The sequence below is a fragment of the Salinimicrobium sp. WS361 genome (assembly GCF_050750585.1).
Classification (GTDB): domain Bacteria; phylum Bacteroidota; class Bacteroidia; order Flavobacteriales; family Flavobacteriaceae; genus Salinimicrobium.
This window is the reverse complement of sequence record NZ_JBOJLM010000007.1, coordinates 17,661-34,342: the sequence shown is the minus strand read 5'-3', so window position 1 is coordinate 34,342 and position 16,682 is coordinate 17,661. Positions and strand designations below refer to the sequence as shown.

General features: G+C 40.8%; 10 protein-coding genes. 4 read left to right on the top strand and 6 right to left on the bottom strand.

Annotation, left to right across the window (positions count from 1 at the left end; all coding sequences use genetic code 11):
• Window positions 1-94: 94 nt before the first annotated feature.
• Entirely contained in the window at window positions 95-2,095 is a 2,001-nt protein-coding gene (locus tag ACQ93I_RS08660; protein WP_431698141.1) for a sialate O-acetylesterase, read from the bottom strand.
• On the bottom strand, window positions 2,046-3,167 hold the full coding sequence (locus ACQ93I_RS08655; RefSeq protein ID WP_431698140.1) for a glycoside hydrolase family 43 protein: 1,122 nt from the start codon (window positions 3,165-3,167) through the stop codon (window positions 2,046-2,048). Before ACQ93I_RS08655 ends, ACQ93I_RS08660 begins: the two co-directional genes overlap by 50 nt.
• Window positions 3,168-3,450: 283 nt before the next feature.
• On the opposite strand from ACQ93I_RS08655, the gene ACQ93I_RS08650 reads away from it, so the two are divergent.
• Both ACQ93I_RS08650 and ACQ93I_RS08645 read left to right on the top strand, forming a co-directional pair.
• Window positions 3,451-6,522 (top strand): SusC/RagA family TonB-linked outer membrane protein, encoded by a 3,072-nt coding sequence (locus ACQ93I_RS08650; RefSeq protein WP_431698139.1) that lies wholly within the window; start codon window positions 3,451-3,453, stop codon window positions 6,520-6,522.
• Window positions 6,523-6,532: 10 nt separating this feature from the next.
• Window positions 6,533-8,473, top strand: coding sequence for a RagB/SusD family nutrient uptake outer membrane protein (locus tag ACQ93I_RS08645; protein WP_431698138.1), 1,941 nt, complete (start codon window positions 6,533-6,535; stop codon window positions 8,471-8,473).
• 281 nt (window positions 8,474-8,754) lie between these two features.
• Here the strand turns inward: ACQ93I_RS08645 and xylA are convergent, their stop codons facing one another.
• Genes xylA through xylE form a run of 3 tightly spaced genes read right to left on the bottom strand, consistent with a single transcriptional unit; the run spans window position 8,755 to window position 13,184 of the window.
• Window positions 8,755-10,068: a xylose isomerase gene (gene xylA / locus ACQ93I_RS08640; RefSeq protein ID WP_431698137.1), complete on the bottom strand. Its 1,314-nt coding sequence runs from the start codon at window positions 10,066-10,068 to the stop codon at window positions 8,755-8,757.
• A gap of 2 nt (window positions 10,069-10,070) precedes the next feature.
• Entirely contained in the window at window positions 10,071-11,567 is a 1,497-nt protein-coding gene (locus tag ACQ93I_RS08635; RefSeq protein ID WP_431698136.1) for a xylulokinase, read from the bottom strand.
• A gap of 9 nt (window positions 11,568-11,576) precedes the next feature.
• A complete protein-coding gene (gene xylE / locus ACQ93I_RS08630; protein ID WP_431698135.1) occupies window positions 11,577-13,184 on the bottom strand; it encodes a D-xylose transporter XylE in 1,608 nt (535 codons plus the stop codon).
• Window positions 13,185-13,341: 157 nt separating this feature from the next.
• On the opposite strand from xylE, the gene ACQ93I_RS08625 reads away from it, so the two are divergent.
• Window positions 13,342-14,061, top strand: a complete 720-nt coding sequence (locus tag ACQ93I_RS08625) for an NUDIX hydrolase (protein WP_266069205.1) — start codon at window positions 13,342-13,344, stop codon at window positions 14,059-14,061.
• 102 nt (window positions 14,062-14,163) lie between these two features.
• Window positions 14,164-15,192 (top strand): LacI family DNA-binding transcriptional regulator, encoded by a 1,029-nt coding sequence (locus tag ACQ93I_RS08620; RefSeq protein ID WP_431698134.1) that lies wholly within the window; start codon window positions 14,164-14,166, stop codon window positions 15,190-15,192.
• A gap of 77 nt (window positions 15,193-15,269) precedes the next feature.
• On the opposite strand, the gene uxaC is transcribed toward ACQ93I_RS08620, so the two are convergent.
• Complete coding sequence (uxaC, locus tag ACQ93I_RS08615; protein ID WP_431698133.1) at window positions 15,270-16,667, bottom strand: glucuronate isomerase; 1,398 nt, start codon at window positions 16,665-16,667, stop codon at window positions 15,270-15,272.
• Window positions 16,668-16,682 lie beyond the last annotated feature (15 nt).

Genomic DNA, 16,682 nt, shown 5'->3' with positions numbered 1-16,682 from the left:
TTCATTGTTAGCGTAAAGAAATTAGACCAGCATTCGGAAGAAAAAATTTCTGAATGATGGTCTAACCTAATAAGTTATAGGATTACGCCCTTTTTCAATGAGACAAGTCCCATTCATCTGTCCTGAAAGGAGATGCGGGCAGTCCTTCTTTGTTGTAGAGATTTGCACCTTCAGGATTATCTGCCCAGGCATAACGCACTGCTACAGGATCCTTTATTTCGGGATGAGAGACTATGATCTTATCTCCGCGAATTTCAGCATTTGCCCATTTGAATTTTCCGTCTTTTCCTGCAATGGAAAAATGAGAGAGAGATTTGCCATTTTTGGATACCAGGCCTCCTCCTATATTCTCAAAAGAGATAACTATAGAGTCTCCTTCTTTTTTGAAAGACTTGAACAATGGACCGGCGGGAACAATATCTTCACCATAGGCCACCTTTTTTGCCGCTCTCGCAAGACGTTCTCCAACATCCTTTTTGTTTAAAGGGTGGATGTCATTTGATTCTCCCACATCTATGGCAACAGCCATTCCGGTGTGAGGTACAGTTAGGGTTTTTAACTGGGCGTCTCTTAATCTTGCCCAGTGACTGTCTCTGGGTTGATCTTTAGTTCCCATGAAGTTGGCGAGTTGAACATAAAGAAAAGGTAGATCTTCCTCATCCCATTTGTTTCTCCAGTCCTTGATGAGTGTGGACATTAGAGCTTCATATTCTCCAGGAGTATCTGCATTTGATTCTCCCTGGTACCAAATTACCCCTTTTAAGGAATAATCAATTAAAGGATTGATCATGGCATTGTATAACCCAAGAGGTTTCCATCTGATGAAGGTTTGCCCCTGTAAACGTGGCATTTCAGCCCCAAGTTTAAACTTCCAGGTGCCGGTAAGGTCTATCTCTTCTTCTCCTGTAATGAGTTTGTATTCTTTCTCCTCTACAAAACCTCCACGTCCCCCTTCATTTATGATACGAATGCTAATGGTATTCTCTCCGGCTTTTAATACGCCCTCTGGAATTTCATAACGTCGTGGAGGATATTGATAGGTGGTATTGCCCACAAATTTTCCATTTACAAATACTGAATCGGCATCTACAATACGTCCTAATATAAATTTAGCTGCTCCTTGTATCTGCTCTTCCTTAAGATCAATGGTCTTTCTAAACCATACAACCCCATTTTTAGGGCCAAGATCTGTTTCGGCCCAATAGCCGGGAATATCCATAGTTTGCCAGGAGGAGTCGTCGAGATTTGCCGCTTTCCAGTTCTTTTTAATTCCTATATCTTTTTTTTGGATTTCGCTGTACCAATTTCTAATACGGGTTTGATCGGCAGTTGCAATACTATCTCTTAAGTCTTCACTCTGGAACCTGATCGCTTCCTTGTAATGCTCAGGAAATTGTTTTAGGGCATTTTCACTTATCCAGGCTTCCGCAGGAGATCCTCCAAGTGCCGAGTTAATAATGCCAATGGGTACATTATATTCTTCATAGAGATCCTTTGCAAAAAAATAACTTACGGCAGAGATTTTTTCAATTGTATTTGATGCGACTGGTATCCATTCCCCACCTTCAAGATCTTCTTTCGCCTCATTGAAATTATAAGTTTTAGGGACTTCAAAATAGCGAATAGCCTCATTAGAAGCGGTTGCTATTTCTTCAGGATATAAAGGTGCAACCCGTCCCATGGGTAGCTCCATATTTGATTGTCCTGAGGCAAGCCATACATCACCAATATAAATATCTTTAAGTTGTATGGTATTGCTGCCTTTGATCTCCATTTCAAAAGGGCCACCGGCTTTTAGATCGTTAAGGGAAATAGACCATTTTCCTTCGCCATTTGTAACTGTATTGTATTCTTTATCCAGGAAAAAAACAGAAATGGGCTCCTGTTTAGAAGCCCATCCCCATATTTTTACTTCAGTATTTCGCTGAATAACCATTCCGTCATTAATGAGTCTGGGTAATTTTACCTGCCCAAATATTGCAATTGAACAACTGCTAAAAAAGAACAGCGTCAGAAAAGTTCTGAAAAATGCCATTTTTGAAAGGTTATTCTGCATCTTCATTGGCATAAGAGCTGATGGTTTCAATGCTTCCATCTTCATTATGTTTTAATTCTGCTACCTTCATGCTTCTTAGGTAAGTCTTTCCGCCAGAAAGAGAACTGTCGTGATAGAACAAATACCATTTACCATTATATTCTACGATAGAGTGGTGGTTTGTCCATCCCAATACTGGCTCAAGGACCACACCCTGGTAAGTGAACGGGCCATAAGGGCTATCTCCTGTTGCATAAGCAATGTTATGAGTGTCTCCGGTTGAATAGGAGAAATAGTAGGTATCGTTATATTTATGAACCCATGCTGCTTCAAAGAATCTCCTGTCATTATCACCTGTGGTAAGTGGGTTACCTTCTTTATCAAGGATCTCCACATCACGTAATTCTTCAGCAAATCCCAGCATATCATCGCTCATGCGGGCAATTTTAGGCATAAGAGCAGGTTCATCATCTGCAGGGTACACATCTTCCTCACCCTGATATTCGTTATTTCGGTAGCGTTGAAGCTGTCCTCCCCAAATTCCACCTACATACATATAATAGGCTCCGTCAGTATCTTTGTACACTGCAGGATCTATACTGTAGCTATTGTTAATGGGTTCCTCTTGTGGTTCAAACGGGCCGGCTGGGGAATCACCTACAGCAACACCAATTTTAAAGATGTCATTTTCATCTTTTGCAGGGAAATAGAGGTAGTATTTACCATCTTTCTCAGCAGCATCTGGAGCCCACATTTGTCTTGAAGCCCATTTAACATCCTCCACATCTAACACTTTGCCGTGATCTGTAACTTCGCCACCTACACTATCCATAGAATATACGTGGTAGTCTTTCATGTTGAAATGAGCACCAGTATCATCTTCAGGTATCCCTGAATCCCAGTCATGGGAAGGATAAACATATATTTTACCTTCGAATACGTGTGCAGAGGGATCTGCAGTGTAATTGTCCTTTACCAGTGGTTCTGAAGCAAATTCAGGAATGGTGTCATTCGATACCTCATTAGTTTCTTCAATCTGCTGTGTGTTATTTTCATTCTTACATCCAGTAAGTAATAAAACTGTGAACAGGGGATAAGCCAGTTTCTTGATTGTGGATAAATGTCTTTGCATTAGGAAAAATTTACTGTTTAATTAAAATTTTTTGTTAAAGAAGCTATATGCTAAAATAACAAAATAAAATCAATCGTATTCGTAAATTTTAAAATTTATCAATTAGTTGTTATACAGGTATTTGAAGTTTTACAGGCTAGTGTTATCACAGCTTGAAATAAATTTAACTTATTTTTTACGCAACCGATTGCGCAAATTGATAAAAAACGTATATTTATCCGTATGAAAGCTTAACAGCTATTTAACCAATCTAATCGTTCTTAATTTTTTAAACTATGACAACATGAAGGAAGTATTACTATTAAAAGGAAAACGTTCCTGGAAAAGTCTGTTGCTAATATTAACAGTAATGATGACTTGTGCCGCAACCGCTCAGAATATAACGGTTTCGGGAACAGTAACAGATGAAGTAGGGCCTTTACCTGGGGTTACTGTTCTGCTTCAGGGAACCTCCCGGGGTGTAACAACCGACTTTGATGGAGAATATGTGATAGAGGATGTACCATCTAACGGAGTGCTGGTATATTCATATGTTGGGTTTGCTACCCAAATGGTCAATATTAATGGCCGAAACGAAATCGATATAGTACTGCAGGAAGATACTGAAGCCCTGGAAGAGGTGGTTGTAATTGGATATGGAACTCAGCGTAGAGAGGCAGTAACAGGTTCTGTTTCCTCAATTGGCGGGGAAGAATTAAGAGAAATCCCTTCTGCCAATATTTCTGAAGCTTTACAGGGAAGACTTCCTGGTGTAGAGCTTTCACAAACCTCTTCCCAGCCTGGTGCTCCACAGCAAATACGTATTCGTGGAACACGTTCATTATCTGGTAGCAATGATCCATTGATCGTACTTAACGGTGTGCCTTTTGCAGGGTCTCTAAATGATATAAACCCAAATGATATTCAAAGTATGGATATCCTTAAAGATGCCTCGGCAACCGCAATTTATGGATCCAGGGGAGCTAATGGGGTGGTTATCATTACTACCAACACCGGGCGACAAGGCCAGGAAGCACAATTTAGTTATGATGCTTTTTATGGAGTGAAGACAGTGTTTGGGGAGTATCCAATGATGAGTGGGCCAGATTTGGTAGCACTTCGGAAAGCGGCAAACCAGTACGAGAATGGAGCAGATGAGATGGATGATGTAAACACCGACTGGCAGGACCTTATGTATGAAAACAGTTTTATTACAAATCATAATTTAGGTGTTTCTGGAGGTACAGAAAGCGGAAGCTATAGTGCCAGTCTTGGTTATACAAAAGATGCAGCTGTTCTACCCGAACAATACTTTGAGCGAATTTCTTTTAACGCAACACTTAGCCAGGATATAGGAGATTACATCAAGGTTGGGTTCAATACTAATAATAATTATTCGGTAAGAAATGGAATGAACCTGGGGATCTATGATGTTTTGGCTGCTTCCCCAATTGCCAGTCCATATAATGAAGATGGCTCTTTAAAAAGAGTAATAAGCCTGGCGGCAGATGATATGTGGGTGCGAACTCGTGGAAGCATTGAAGGGCTTGGAGATTCCTGGATAGATCAATCCAGAGAATTCGGGACTTTTAATAACTTTTTCGGAGAGCTTGAAATTCCTGGCGTTGAAGGGTTGAAATATAGAATTAACCTGGGTCTTAATTACCGGAGTACACATGGAGGTAGTTATACCGGCCAGGGAGTGTTTAGTGTTTCAGAGAGTACACTTTCTAACGCCTCCATTAATAACTCGATTACTACCCGTTACCTGGTAGAAAATCTATTAACCTATGATCGTACTTTTAACGACAGTCACAGAATAAACGTGGTAGGTTTATATTCTACAGAAGAAAGTAAATTTAATAGCTCAAGTATTGCTGCCCTGGGAATACCTACAGATCAGTTTCAGTTCTATAATTTAGGTCAGGCAACAGATGAGATCATTATAGACCCTGCGAATCAGGGCTACTACCGAAGCGGTTTAATGTCATATATGGGTAGGATAATGTACGAGTATGAGAATAAATATATGTTGTCTGCCACACTACGTTCAGACGGTTCGTCAAGACTTGCTGAAGGTCATAAATGGCACACGTATCCCGCAGTTTCTGTGGGTTGGAATCTTGGCAACGAAGCATTTATGGAAAATGTGGAATGGATGAATTCTCTTAAGATTCGTGCGGGTTATGGAGAAACTTCAAACCAGGCGGTAGCTCCTTATTCCACTTTGGGGCTATTGGCTACAAGACCATATAATTTTGGTCCCGATAATTATGCAGTGGGATATTATGTTTCTCAGCTTCCTAACCCCGAACTTGGATGGGAATATTCTACAACTTATAACTTCGGAGTTGACTTTTCTTTATTTAATTATCGACTTACTGGTACTGCAGAATACTATATTACCAACACCAATGACATCCTTTACAATGTGGTACTTCCGGGTACTTCTGGGGTAGGAAGTTATACTGCCAATATCGGGGAGACCCAAAACAAGGGATTTGAACTTTCCCTTAATGGAGTAATTTTTGATAACCCCGATGGCTTTAGCTGGGAGGCAGGCCTTAATCTTTATTCTAATGAGAATGAGCTTGTGGCACTTGCTTCAGGAACTTCTCAGGATGTAAGTAATAACTGGTTTGAAGGTCATCCTATTAATGTGATCTATGACTATGAGCGTATTGGGCTTTGGCAGGAAGATGATCCTTACCTGGATATATTGGAGCCCGGAGGAAATGTTGGGATGATCAAGGTGAAATATACCGGAGAGTATGATGCCAATGGGGTACCGGTGAGGCAAATTGGACCAGACGACAGAAAAGTGATTGATGTAAATCCAGATTTTCAGGGAGGATTTAATACTCGTCTTTCCTATAAAAATTTCGATTTAACTGCAGTAGGTGCATTCCAGTCTGGAGGAGTACTTATTAGTACTCTATATGGTTCTTCAGGGTATTTGAATATGCTGAACGGTCGCCGGGGGAACGTAGATGTTGATTACTGGACACCAGAAAATACAGGAGCCAGGTATCCCAAACCGGGAGGAGTAACAAGTGGTGATAATCCAAAATATGGTTCTACACTGGGATATTTTGATGCTTCATATTTAAAGATACGAACTCTTACGCTGGGATATAACTTTGATAAAGAAACCATAGGTGACCTTGGTTTTAAAGATCTTAGACTCTATGGTACAGTTCAAAATGCTTTTGTACTATTTTCACCTTATCATGATGAATCGGGGATGGATCCTGTAACCAACTCTTATGGTGATGAGAATTCAGCGGTAGCAGGTTATCCAGGCAGGCTTCTTACTATTGGGACAAACACTCCCGCTACGAGGAATTACCTTTTAGGTGTGAACTTAACTTTTTAAAAAAATTATTATGAAAAATATTCGTTTAAAAACTTCTGTTATAACCACTCTTGCGTTGGCTATGCTTCTGATTTCCTGTTCAGAAGATATTCTTGAAGAGACGCCAAGAAGTACATATGAACCAGGTTTCTTTAAAACTGAAGCCGGGGTACTGGGAGGTTTGACCTCTATGTATGCTCATTTGAGATACATTTATGGGCAGGCATATTACTACAATACTACCTTAACGGGTACAGATGAGGTAACATACGCTCAGAGTGCAGATCAAAACTTCCTGGTAATGGATCTTTCGGGACAGGGAAATATTACTCCTGAAGATAGCCGTGCCGATGCGATATGGAACATTTCCTTTTCAAATATCAATACCGCTAACGGTGTAATTGAAAATGCTGAAGCAGTGGGGATATCTGATGAACTTACGGCTGAAGCAAGATTTTTTAGAGGTTTTGATTACTTCTTACTAGTCCAGACTTTTGGAGGTGTGCCGTTAGATCTGGGAGCTGGAGAACTTACCTTCAACACAAATCCTACGAGAACATCTACACGAAATACAGTTCCTGAAGTTTATACCAGGGCAATATTTCCCGATCTTCTTGACGCAGTTGAAAACCTTCCTGAAATTCCAAGAGTTACTGGTGGAGCGACTAAAACCGTTGCCAGGTTGTATTTGGCTAAAGCTTATTTAACTTATGGATGGTGGTTAGAGAATCCAAATAATATTCCTACCTACCCCGAAACCAGCCGCACAGATCCCGACGGTCATGATGCACAGTGGTATTTTCAACAGGCCTATGATGTTGCAACAACAGCGATTAATAATCCCGGACCTTTTGGGCTTCAACCTACCTACTATGACGTAAATAATGCTGAAAACGACAGGAATAGTGAGATCCTACTTTATGCAGATCATACTGAAACCAGTGAATATTACAACGGAGCCAGTCTTACTTATAGTGGTGGTGGTGCTCCCGAGAACTTTGCAGGATGGATGATGACCTGGAACTATACTGTTATTCGTAGTGCTACCGATCCCAACTGGAATGAAACTGTGAGTTCTGTACAAAGAGAAGATTCCCAGGATCTTGGACGTCCATGGACCAGGATGGCACCAACCATTGGAGCTATTACTCAAACTTTTGCAGATAAGACTCAGGACTCCCGCTATGATGGAACTTTTACCACAACCTACCGTGGAAACTGGCCAAAAGGTGGAGTAGAGCAGGATGTGTTATATAACGCCAATGGGCTTCCGGTGGAACCGGGAGACGCGATCCTTACCTTCCTTGATGAACAGCCTGATGCTACTATCAACTATCCTGATGGACAGGGGAAAAGTAATATTGGAGCCGGGGAATTACCTGGAAGGTCAGATTTTGTTGTAGGGCCACAGGATATTAGTAGAAGAACATATCCCGGACTTTGGAAATTAGGTCCATATCGTACTAATACTGGAGATGGTTTAGGGCAACCAAATGCTGCGAGTACACGTCCATTTAATATTGCAAAGTTTTCTGAGCTTTACTTCATCGCTGCTGAAGCTGCAGTAAAAGGGGCAAATGCTACAGGAATTTCTGCAAGAGAATTGATTAATGTGATAAGAGCAAGAGCAGGAGTATGGAGATGGGATAATAATGCAGGAGAGCCTAAAATAGCAGATTTTAGCAACGAACTTGTTTCTGAAACTCCGGCAGAAATAGATATTTACTACATCCTGGCAGAAAGATCGAGAGAGTATTTTGGGGAAGGATATCGTTGGTATGATCTTATTCGCACCCAAACATGGGAAGAACTTGCTTCAACCTATCGCATTGCAGGAAGCGATTACGGTGACCACAATGCCCAGACTATTAACCGTAATATTCAGCCGCATCATTACCTGCGTCCTATCCCTCAGGGGCAGATAGACGCTATGGAAGGAGATACTGGAATGTACCAGAACCCTGGTTACTAAGAACGGTTAGCATAAAAAAGTAAAAATCGAAAAGGCTGTCTGTAAAGGCAGCCTTTTCTTATGGTGAAAACCGGTAATAGTTTTGTTCAGAAGTTCACTGAGCAAGAAAGAATAATCAGCTATAAATTATATCCTCAACATGGTAAATGTTGCTTCAAAATGCCATTTTTGAGAGCATAGAAAATAGTAACGGCATTTGATGTAATAAACTAAAAAGCCGCCTGAAGAATGCTTCAGGCGGCTTTGCTTAATAGTTGAAACTCCTTAAGTTGAAACTATTTCTAGTAGGAATTAGCTATAATTTGTTCAAATAGCTCTTGTTTACCACTTATTTGTTGAGGTTCTCCTGCCTCACGGGCGATCTTGCTCAAATCTTCCAAAGAAAGTTCACCGTTTTCAAATTTAGCTCCGTTTCCACTGTCAAAAGAGGAGTAACGCTCCTTCCGAAGTTGTTTATACTTTGAGTTCTCCAATATATTATTGGCACAAATTAAGCCTCTCGCAAAAACATCCATTCCTGCAACGTGAGCAATGAACTTATCTTCCAGGTCGGTAGAATTACGTCTTACTTTAGCATCAAAGTTGATTCCTCCGCCCTGAATTCCGCCGCCTTCAAGGATGATAAGCATTGCCTGCGTGATTTCGTATAGATCAATTGGGAATTGGTCTGTATCCCAGCCGTTTTGATAATCACCTCTGTTGGCGTCGATGCTTCCTAACATTCCGGCATCAACAGCTACCTGCAACTCATGTTCAAAAGTATGTCCTGCAAGGGTTCCGTGATTGACCTCCAGGTTTAATTTGAAGTCATTTTCCAGGCCGTACTGTCTTATGAAACTCAGCGAAGTTGCAGCATCATAATCATACTGGTGCTTGGTAGGCTCCATTGGCTTTGGTTCTATAAAGAAATTCCCTTTAAAACCTTGTTTTCTGGCGTAATCTTTACAGGTGTTAAGGAATCTTCCCAAATGATCCAATTCTCTTTTCATATCGGTGTTAAGAAGGCTCATGTAACCTTCACGACCACCCCAAAATACGTAATTCTCGCCTCCAAGTGCCATGGTAGCATCAAGAGCGATCTTTGCCTGTGCACCGGCGTAGGCTAACACATCAAAGTTTGGGTTTGTGGCGGCACCATTCATATAGCGTGGATTGCTGAAGAGGTTTGAAGTACCCCATAACAATTTGATCCCGCTTTCTTCCTGCTTTTGCTTTGCATATTCTACCATGGTTTGTAGACGCTTTTCGAACTCTGCAAGAGTTGGTGCTTCATCTACAACGTCTACATCGTGGAAACAGTAATATGATGTTCCCAGCTTGGTCATGAATTCGAATGCCGCATCCATTTTGTCTTTTGCACGGGTAATGGGATCATTACTTTTATCCCATTCAAATGTTTCTGTCCCCGGCCCAAATGGATCGCTTCCGGTGTTGTTGAAAGTGTGCCAGTAGGCAGTAGCAAATTTCAGGTGTTCCTTAAGTGTTTTACCTGCTACTACTTTATTTTCGTCATACCATTTAAAAGCAAGCGGATTGTCACTCTCCCTGCCTTCAAATTTGATTTTGTCAATGTTTTTGAAAAATTTTGATTCCATAATTACTCTTTTTCAGTTTTAATGTTGCTTTTCCATTTTCCGTAGATCTCTTCATACTGGCTGGAGAGTTCTTTTTGTGGTTCCAGGCACTCCAGGCGCTGAAGATTTTGGAACGCTTCTTTTAGGTTATTATAATATCCGAATCCATAGGCTGCGCCACGTGCTGCACCCTCGGCTCCTGAAGTGTTATAGAGTTCGAGTTGTGCCTGGGTAGTGTTGCAAAAGATCTCTCTAAAAACAGGACTTAAGAAAAGGTTCCCTTTTCCGGCACGTACAATCTCACCAGATGTTCCCAGCGACTTCATAACGTCGAACCCATAATTCATCGCGAATACAATTCCTTCACAGGCAGACCTTATCAGGTGGGCAGGTTGATGAATATTAAAATTGAGATTCTCAATACCCGATTTTGCCTGTCGATTATTAAAAATTCGTTCTACTCCATTTCCGAAAGGGTAGAACCTTAGATCTTCACTTCCGGGTTTTGCTTTTGCAGCTTCAGAATTAAGAACATCATAAGAAATAAGCTCTCTGTCTCCCACCGACATTATTTTCCGTAGCCATTGATATAGAATTCCTGAGCCATTTATAATGCCCAGCAGGCCATTTCTCTTTTGATCTGGAGTATTACTCACATGAAGAAATGTGTTTATACGGTTTTGCTCGTCGTAAATATCTTTATCTGTAACAGCGTATATTACTGCTGATGTTCCTGCCGTGGTGGCTATTTCTCCCGGATTAAGTACATTAAGTGAGAGCGCGTTGTTTGGCTGATCGCCTGCGCGGTATGTAATTTTGACACTGCTGTCAAGTCCCAGTTGGTTTGCTACATCAGGATGAATGGTAGCCTGCTCCCCAAAAGTGGGAACAATTTCGGGCACCAATTCCCCGTCTAATCCCATTTTTTCAAGGATTTCGGTAGCCAGTCGGCCTTCGGGGAAATTCCAGAGTGCAGCTTCAGATAAGCCAGAGGAAGTTGTTTGAGGAGTACCTGTAAGCTTTGCAGCTAAAAAATCTCCCGGTAACATCATATATTTTGCCGTGGCATATACTCCCGGCTCATTCTGCTTGACCCAACTGAGTTTAGATGCAGTAAAATTTCCGGGGCTTCCAAGGATCTGCTCATTGCAGTTCTTCTCGCCTATAGTTCTATATGCTTCATGACCAATTTCTGCAGCCCGACTGTCACACCATATAATTGAGGGCCTTACGGGCTCAAGGTTTTCATCGGTTATTACCAGGCCATGCATTTGGTAAGCAATACCAATTCCTTTAATCTGCTTTAGGTCATAGTTATGCTTGTTGCTTATATCATTTAGACCCTGCTTAAGGTATTGCCACCAGCTGTTAGGATCCTGTTCGGCCCACCCAAACCTGGGTGCCTTCATTTCCATTTCAAAATCGGGTGCCGTAACAGAACATACGGTTTCACCTTTTTCTGCATTTAGTACAGATAGTTTTATTGAAGAACTACCTAAATCAATTCCTAAAAAGTACATAAATATTCTTTATTTTTTCTTCATCCATAGTTCTTCCATATCCTCCAGTGTTCTTCCTTTAGTCTCTGGTACAAACTTCCAGATAAAGAGTAAAGAAAGAAAAGCCATCACTCCATATATCCAGTATGAGAAGCCGTGATTGAAATGTTCTACAAGTGCCGAATTGTTATTCATCATAGGGAATGTCCAGGAAACAATAAGATTGGCTAACCATTGAATCGCTACTGCAACTGCCATTACCCCTCGAATTTTATTAGGGAAAATTTCTGAAAGTAGTACCCAGGTTACAGGTCCCCATGACATAGCGAATGCAGCAATGTAAAGAAGCATAAGGAGTAGTGCTGGTAAACCTTCGGTCTCTGTATATAGTGCAAAGCCAAGACCTATCATAGCTACAGCCATAACCGCACTACCAATCATCATTAATTTTTTTCTTCCAAATTTATCCACAGTCATAATTGCCAGTACTGTGAAGAGCATATTAATTGCTCCCACGATGATGGTTTGGAGCATCGAAGCATCTGTTTCCATTCCCATTCCCCTAAAGATTTCCGGAGCGTAGTAAAGAACCACGTTGATACCTACAAACTGTTGAAATATGGAAAGAAGAATACCTATGATAACAACACCCCATCCAAACGAAAGCCAATGCGATTTTGTGCGACTAAAAGAGGCTTTAATATCGGACAGGATTCGGGTGGCTGTTTCAGGACCATTTAATTTGGTAAGAACTTTCATCGCATCTTCCTCATTACCCTTCATAGTCTGGAATCTAGGAGTTTTAGGTACAAAGAACAGGAAGAGCAGGAAGAGTAAGGCAGGAATTGCTTCAGACAGGAACATATATCTCCATCCGGTTTCATTGATCCACAATTCTGTTTGTCCACTTACAATAAAGTAGTTGACAAAATACACCACTAACATCCCTGTAACGATTGCGAACTGGTTAAAAGAAACGAGCTGGCCTCTTATATTAGCAGGTGCCATTTCGGCTATGTACATTGGGGCCAGCATACTTGCCAGTCCTACTCCTATACCTCCTATAATTCTATAGATGATAAAAGCAGTTAAGTCATTCCCGGGGAAGATATTCATGACCTCGGGGTAAGAAGAACCAAGTGCTGAAATTAAGAAGAGTAGGGCTGCAATGATCAATCCATTTCGCCTACCTATAGAATTAGCTACGTTGTCACCCAGTGAGGCTCCAATAATACAGCCTACCAGGGCGCTACTCACCATGAACCCCAAAATAGAATTCCTGAGATTCTCAGTGAGAATGTTAGGAAGGGTTAGGAATTGAAAATAAAAGACCGCACCTCCAAAGATGAGGATTGCGGCAATAATGGTATAAGCTTTGTTTTTCTGAAAGAACTTAAGAATAAAATCTGCAAACAAAAGACCTATGGCCAGAACGCATAAGCTTATTGTGATTTTAAACTGAAAAATAGTGTCTTCAGCAAATGAAGGGCTGTTCTCGAGGGAGGTGATAAAGAAATTTTCCAGAGCACCTACCGCTCCTGATATCACTGCAGTATCATAGCCAAATAAAAGGCCTCCTAAACTTGCTACTATGGTGATAAGATAAACGCTTGTTTTACTTGTGTGGGTTGTGGCCATCTTATTTTTGTATCTTATGGTTTAATTGACTACAAGTTTAAATATTAATTTTTAATTTAGCAATTATTAAATGCTAATATTAAAGTATTCTTAAAATTTTTGTCTGTGATGATTATCTGTGTATTGCACAGGTAGTGCAGATGTACCTGGTAAATAAATGAAGAAAGAATTGTTAGATATTGAATCCGGAGAACTTATTTCCACATCAGTAATGAGTTCTATTACTATTGACTGTACCATTTTTGGTTTTGAGAATGGCAGTCTTGAGGTTCTTCTGGTGAAACATGCGAAGGGTATCAGTGAAGGAAAATGGGGGCTTCCGGGGGGATGGATTCAGGAAGTGGAAAGTATAGATGCTGCGGCTCACAGGCTACTAAGAGAATTAACAGGACTGGAGAATATATACCTTGAGCAGCTCAAAGCTTTTGGAGAGCCCGATCGTTTTCCCTTAGGCAGGGTCATAACTGTGGGTTATTATGCTTTGGTGAAACGGGAAGATTACAGCGTTAAAGCGGGGTTTACTGCTTCGGAAGCAAAATGGTTCAAAATTGCAGAGGTGCCCGAGCTGATATATGATCACACACAAATCCTGGAATACAGCATCCAAAACCTGAGAAAAAGGGTGCGGCAGGCTCCCATAGGTTTTAATCTTCTGCCAGAAAAATTTACACTCTTGCAGCTTATGCAATTATATCAGGAGATTTTAAAGGTAGAGATGGATAAGCCGAACTTTAGGAGGAAGTTCTTAAGGATGAAACTTTTGGTCGACATTAACGAGAAACAAAAAGATGTTTCGCACAGGGCCGCCAAACTGTACAAATTCGATAATAATACCTATCAAAAACTAACGGAAAAAGGTTTTAATTTCGAGTTTTAATAGGGCATATAGCTTTTAAAATAAAGGTATAGTTACTTAAGATTATCTATATTTGTATACATCTGCAAAACAACCATTTGTTGTTATTTCCAAGTTGATTCCATGAAAAAGAAAGAAGTGACTATTTATGATTTGGCTAAAGAGCTGAACTTTTCCCCTTCTACAGTTTCCCGGGCGTTAAATAACCACAAGAGTATCGGGAAAAAAACAACAAAGGAAATCCATAAAGCGGCACAAAGGCTTGGATACAGGCCCAACTCTATTGCAGCCTCTCTGCGAAGTAATAAAAGTAAAACTATAGGTATCCTAATTGCCAGAATTAATAGCCCTTTTATGTCTACCCTTATAAGCGGAATTGAAGATACGGCGCGTAAAGCCAATTATAACGTGCTTATAAGTCAGTCTAATGAGAGTTATGAAAATGAGGTGAATAATGCCAAGGCGCTATATGATAGTCGGGTAGGGGGGGTGATCGTATCTCTTGCAATGGAAACAGTAGATACTTCTCACTTCAAGCAGTTTTTAGACAAGAATATTCCTGTGGTTTTCGTAGATCGTGTTCCAAAAGAATTTAATTCTTACCGGGTAGTAATTGATAATTATGCTGCAGGTTATCGTGCCACGAAACATCTTATTGATCAGGGTTGTACCAGAATAGCACATTTTGCAGGATCTCAACATGTAAATGTATATAACATGCGAAAGAAGGGATATATTGATGCCCTGACTGAAAATGGAATTGAGGTTGACGAAAAGCTGATCATTAGCCTTAAAACTATGAGTTCTACCGAAGGTTGGGAAGCGACAGAAAAACTGCTTGGTATGTCCAATCCGCCCGATGGTATTTTTTCTTCAAACGACAGTGCGGCTGTTAGTGCCATTCGCTGTGCAAAAGAAAGAGGAGTGAAGGTGCCGGAAGAACTAGCTATCATTGGTTTTAATGATGATCCTGTGGCTTCTATTGTGGAGCCTTCACTTTCCACTATTTCACACCCTGCAAGACGAATGGGGGAGATATCGGCTTTAAGAATTCTGGAACATTCAAAGGAAAACCTTGGTACCAGCGTATCAGAGATCACAATGCTTGATACCAAGGTGGTTGTTCGTAATTCCAGTAGAAGAAAACCTTAGATTCCAAACTATTTTGGTGTTTAAAATATTGGATCAAAGCTAAAATAGGGTTTATAAGAGAAATCTATTTACCAGGGTTAAAAGTCAAAATATTCCTTCGCGTTGTAATAGCATATGTCCTGCACAATTTTTCCAATCCATTCCAAATCTTCAGGCAGTTCCTTATTTTCGATCGCATTTCCGAAGTAGTTACATAAGATCCGTCGAAAATATTCATGTCTTGGAAAAGAAAGAAAGCTCCTGCTGTCTGTCAACATTCCCACGAAACAGCTAATGAGCCCCATATTTGAGATGGTGGTTAATTGTTTCTCAATTCCATCTTTTTGATCGAGAAACCACCATGCAGCCCCATGCTGTATTTTGCCTTTTTGGGAGTTGCCCATAAAATTTCCGGCCATGGTGGCCATCACTTCATTTTCGGCAGGATTTACGTTGTATAAGATCGTTCTGGGGAGGGAATTGATCCTGTCTAAAGAATCCAGATATTTTGCCAGAGGTTTGGCCTGTTGAAAATCTCCTATGCTGTCAACACCTGCGTCTGCTCCCAGGTTATTCAACATTCTTGTGTTAGTATTCCTTATAGGCCCCAAGTGCAATTGCATTGTCCAGTTCTTTTCGGAATACATTTTTCCCAGATGGTACATTACTCCCGATTTAAAGACCAGAACTTCAGTTGTTTCCAGCAGCTCTCCTGATAATTTTTTGTTCAGAATTATGTTGAGCGCTTCATCAGTAAAATCTTCGGCGCATGCACAATCAAGGCCGTGGTCAGAAAGGCGGCAACCATGTTCATGAAAATAGTCTATCCTGCTTTTTACGGCATCAAGGAAGCTGTCAAAATCATCAATTTTAATCTCTGTTTGAGCTGAGACTTTTTCAATATAGGTCTGGAAACCTGCTTCCTCAATTCCCAGAAATCTATCAGGTCTAAAAGTGGGCAGGATTTTAATTTCAAACCCGTCTTCGGCAATTTCCCTGTGGTAGTGTAGATCATCTGCAGGATCATCGGTAGTACAAACCACCTCTACATTCATTTTTCGAAGCAAATTCCGTACAGAATATTCGGGGGTTGAGATGAGCGAGTTGCAATGATCATATACTTCTTCAGAGTTAGAGGTGTTGAGAATTTCATCAACTCCAAAATATCTTTTCAATTCCAGATGGGTCCAGTGATAAAGCGGGTTCATTAGGGTATAAGGGATAGTCGCAGCCCATTTGCTGAATTTTTCCCTGTCGCTGGCCTTTCCCGTGATGTATTTTTCTTCTATACCCAGTGCTCTCATTGCCCGCCATTTGTAATGATCGCCCTCTATCCACAGCTGGGTGAGGTTCTCAAAAATGCGGTTTTTTGCTATGTCTTTTGCTGATAGATGGCAGTGATAATCAATAAGGGGCATTGATTTGGCAAAATCGTGATATAACTTTCTCGCGTGATTGGTCTCCAGGAGAAAATCAGCGTCTATGAAATTTTTCATTTTAATCTTCTTAGG

What these genes read in the sequence shown, in the direction of transcription:
- xylE (WP_431698135.1), bottom strand. Translation starts at nt 13,184, where the DNA reads ATGGCCACAACCCACACAAGTAAAACAAGCGTTTATCTTATCACCATA.
- ACQ93I_RS08625 (WP_266069205.1), top strand. Translation starts at nt 13,342, where the DNA reads ATGAAGAAAGAATTGTTAGATATTGAATCCGGAGAACTTATTTCCACA.
- uxaC (WP_431698133.1), bottom strand. Translation starts at nt 16,667, where the DNA reads ATGAAAAATTTCATAGACGCTGATTTTCTCCTGGAGACCAATCACGCG.
- ACQ93I_RS08660 (WP_431698141.1), bottom strand. Translation starts at nt 2,095, where the DNA reads ATGGAAGCATTGAAACCATCAGCTCTTATGCCAATGAAGATGCAGAAT.
- ACQ93I_RS08655 (WP_431698140.1), bottom strand. Translation starts at nt 3,167, where the DNA reads ATGCAAAGACATTTATCCACAATCAAGAAACTGGCTTATCCCCTGTTC.
- ACQ93I_RS08650 (WP_431698139.1), top strand. Translation starts at nt 3,451, where the DNA reads ATGAAGGAAGTATTACTATTAAAAGGAAAACGTTCCTGGAAAAGTCTG.
- ACQ93I_RS08620 (WP_431698134.1), top strand. Translation starts at nt 14,164, where the DNA reads ATGAAAAAGAAAGAAGTGACTATTTATGATTTGGCTAAAGAGCTGAAC.
- ACQ93I_RS08645 (WP_431698138.1), top strand. Translation starts at nt 6,533, where the DNA reads ATGAAAAATATTCGTTTAAAAACTTCTGTTATAACCACTCTTGCGTTG.
- xylA (WP_431698137.1), bottom strand. Translation starts at nt 10,068, where the DNA reads ATGGAATCAAAATTTTTCAAAAACATTGACAAAATCAAATTTGAAGGC.
- ACQ93I_RS08635 (WP_431698136.1), bottom strand. Translation starts at nt 11,567, where the DNA reads ATGTACTTTTTAGGAATTGATTTAGGTAGTTCTTCAATAAAACTATCT.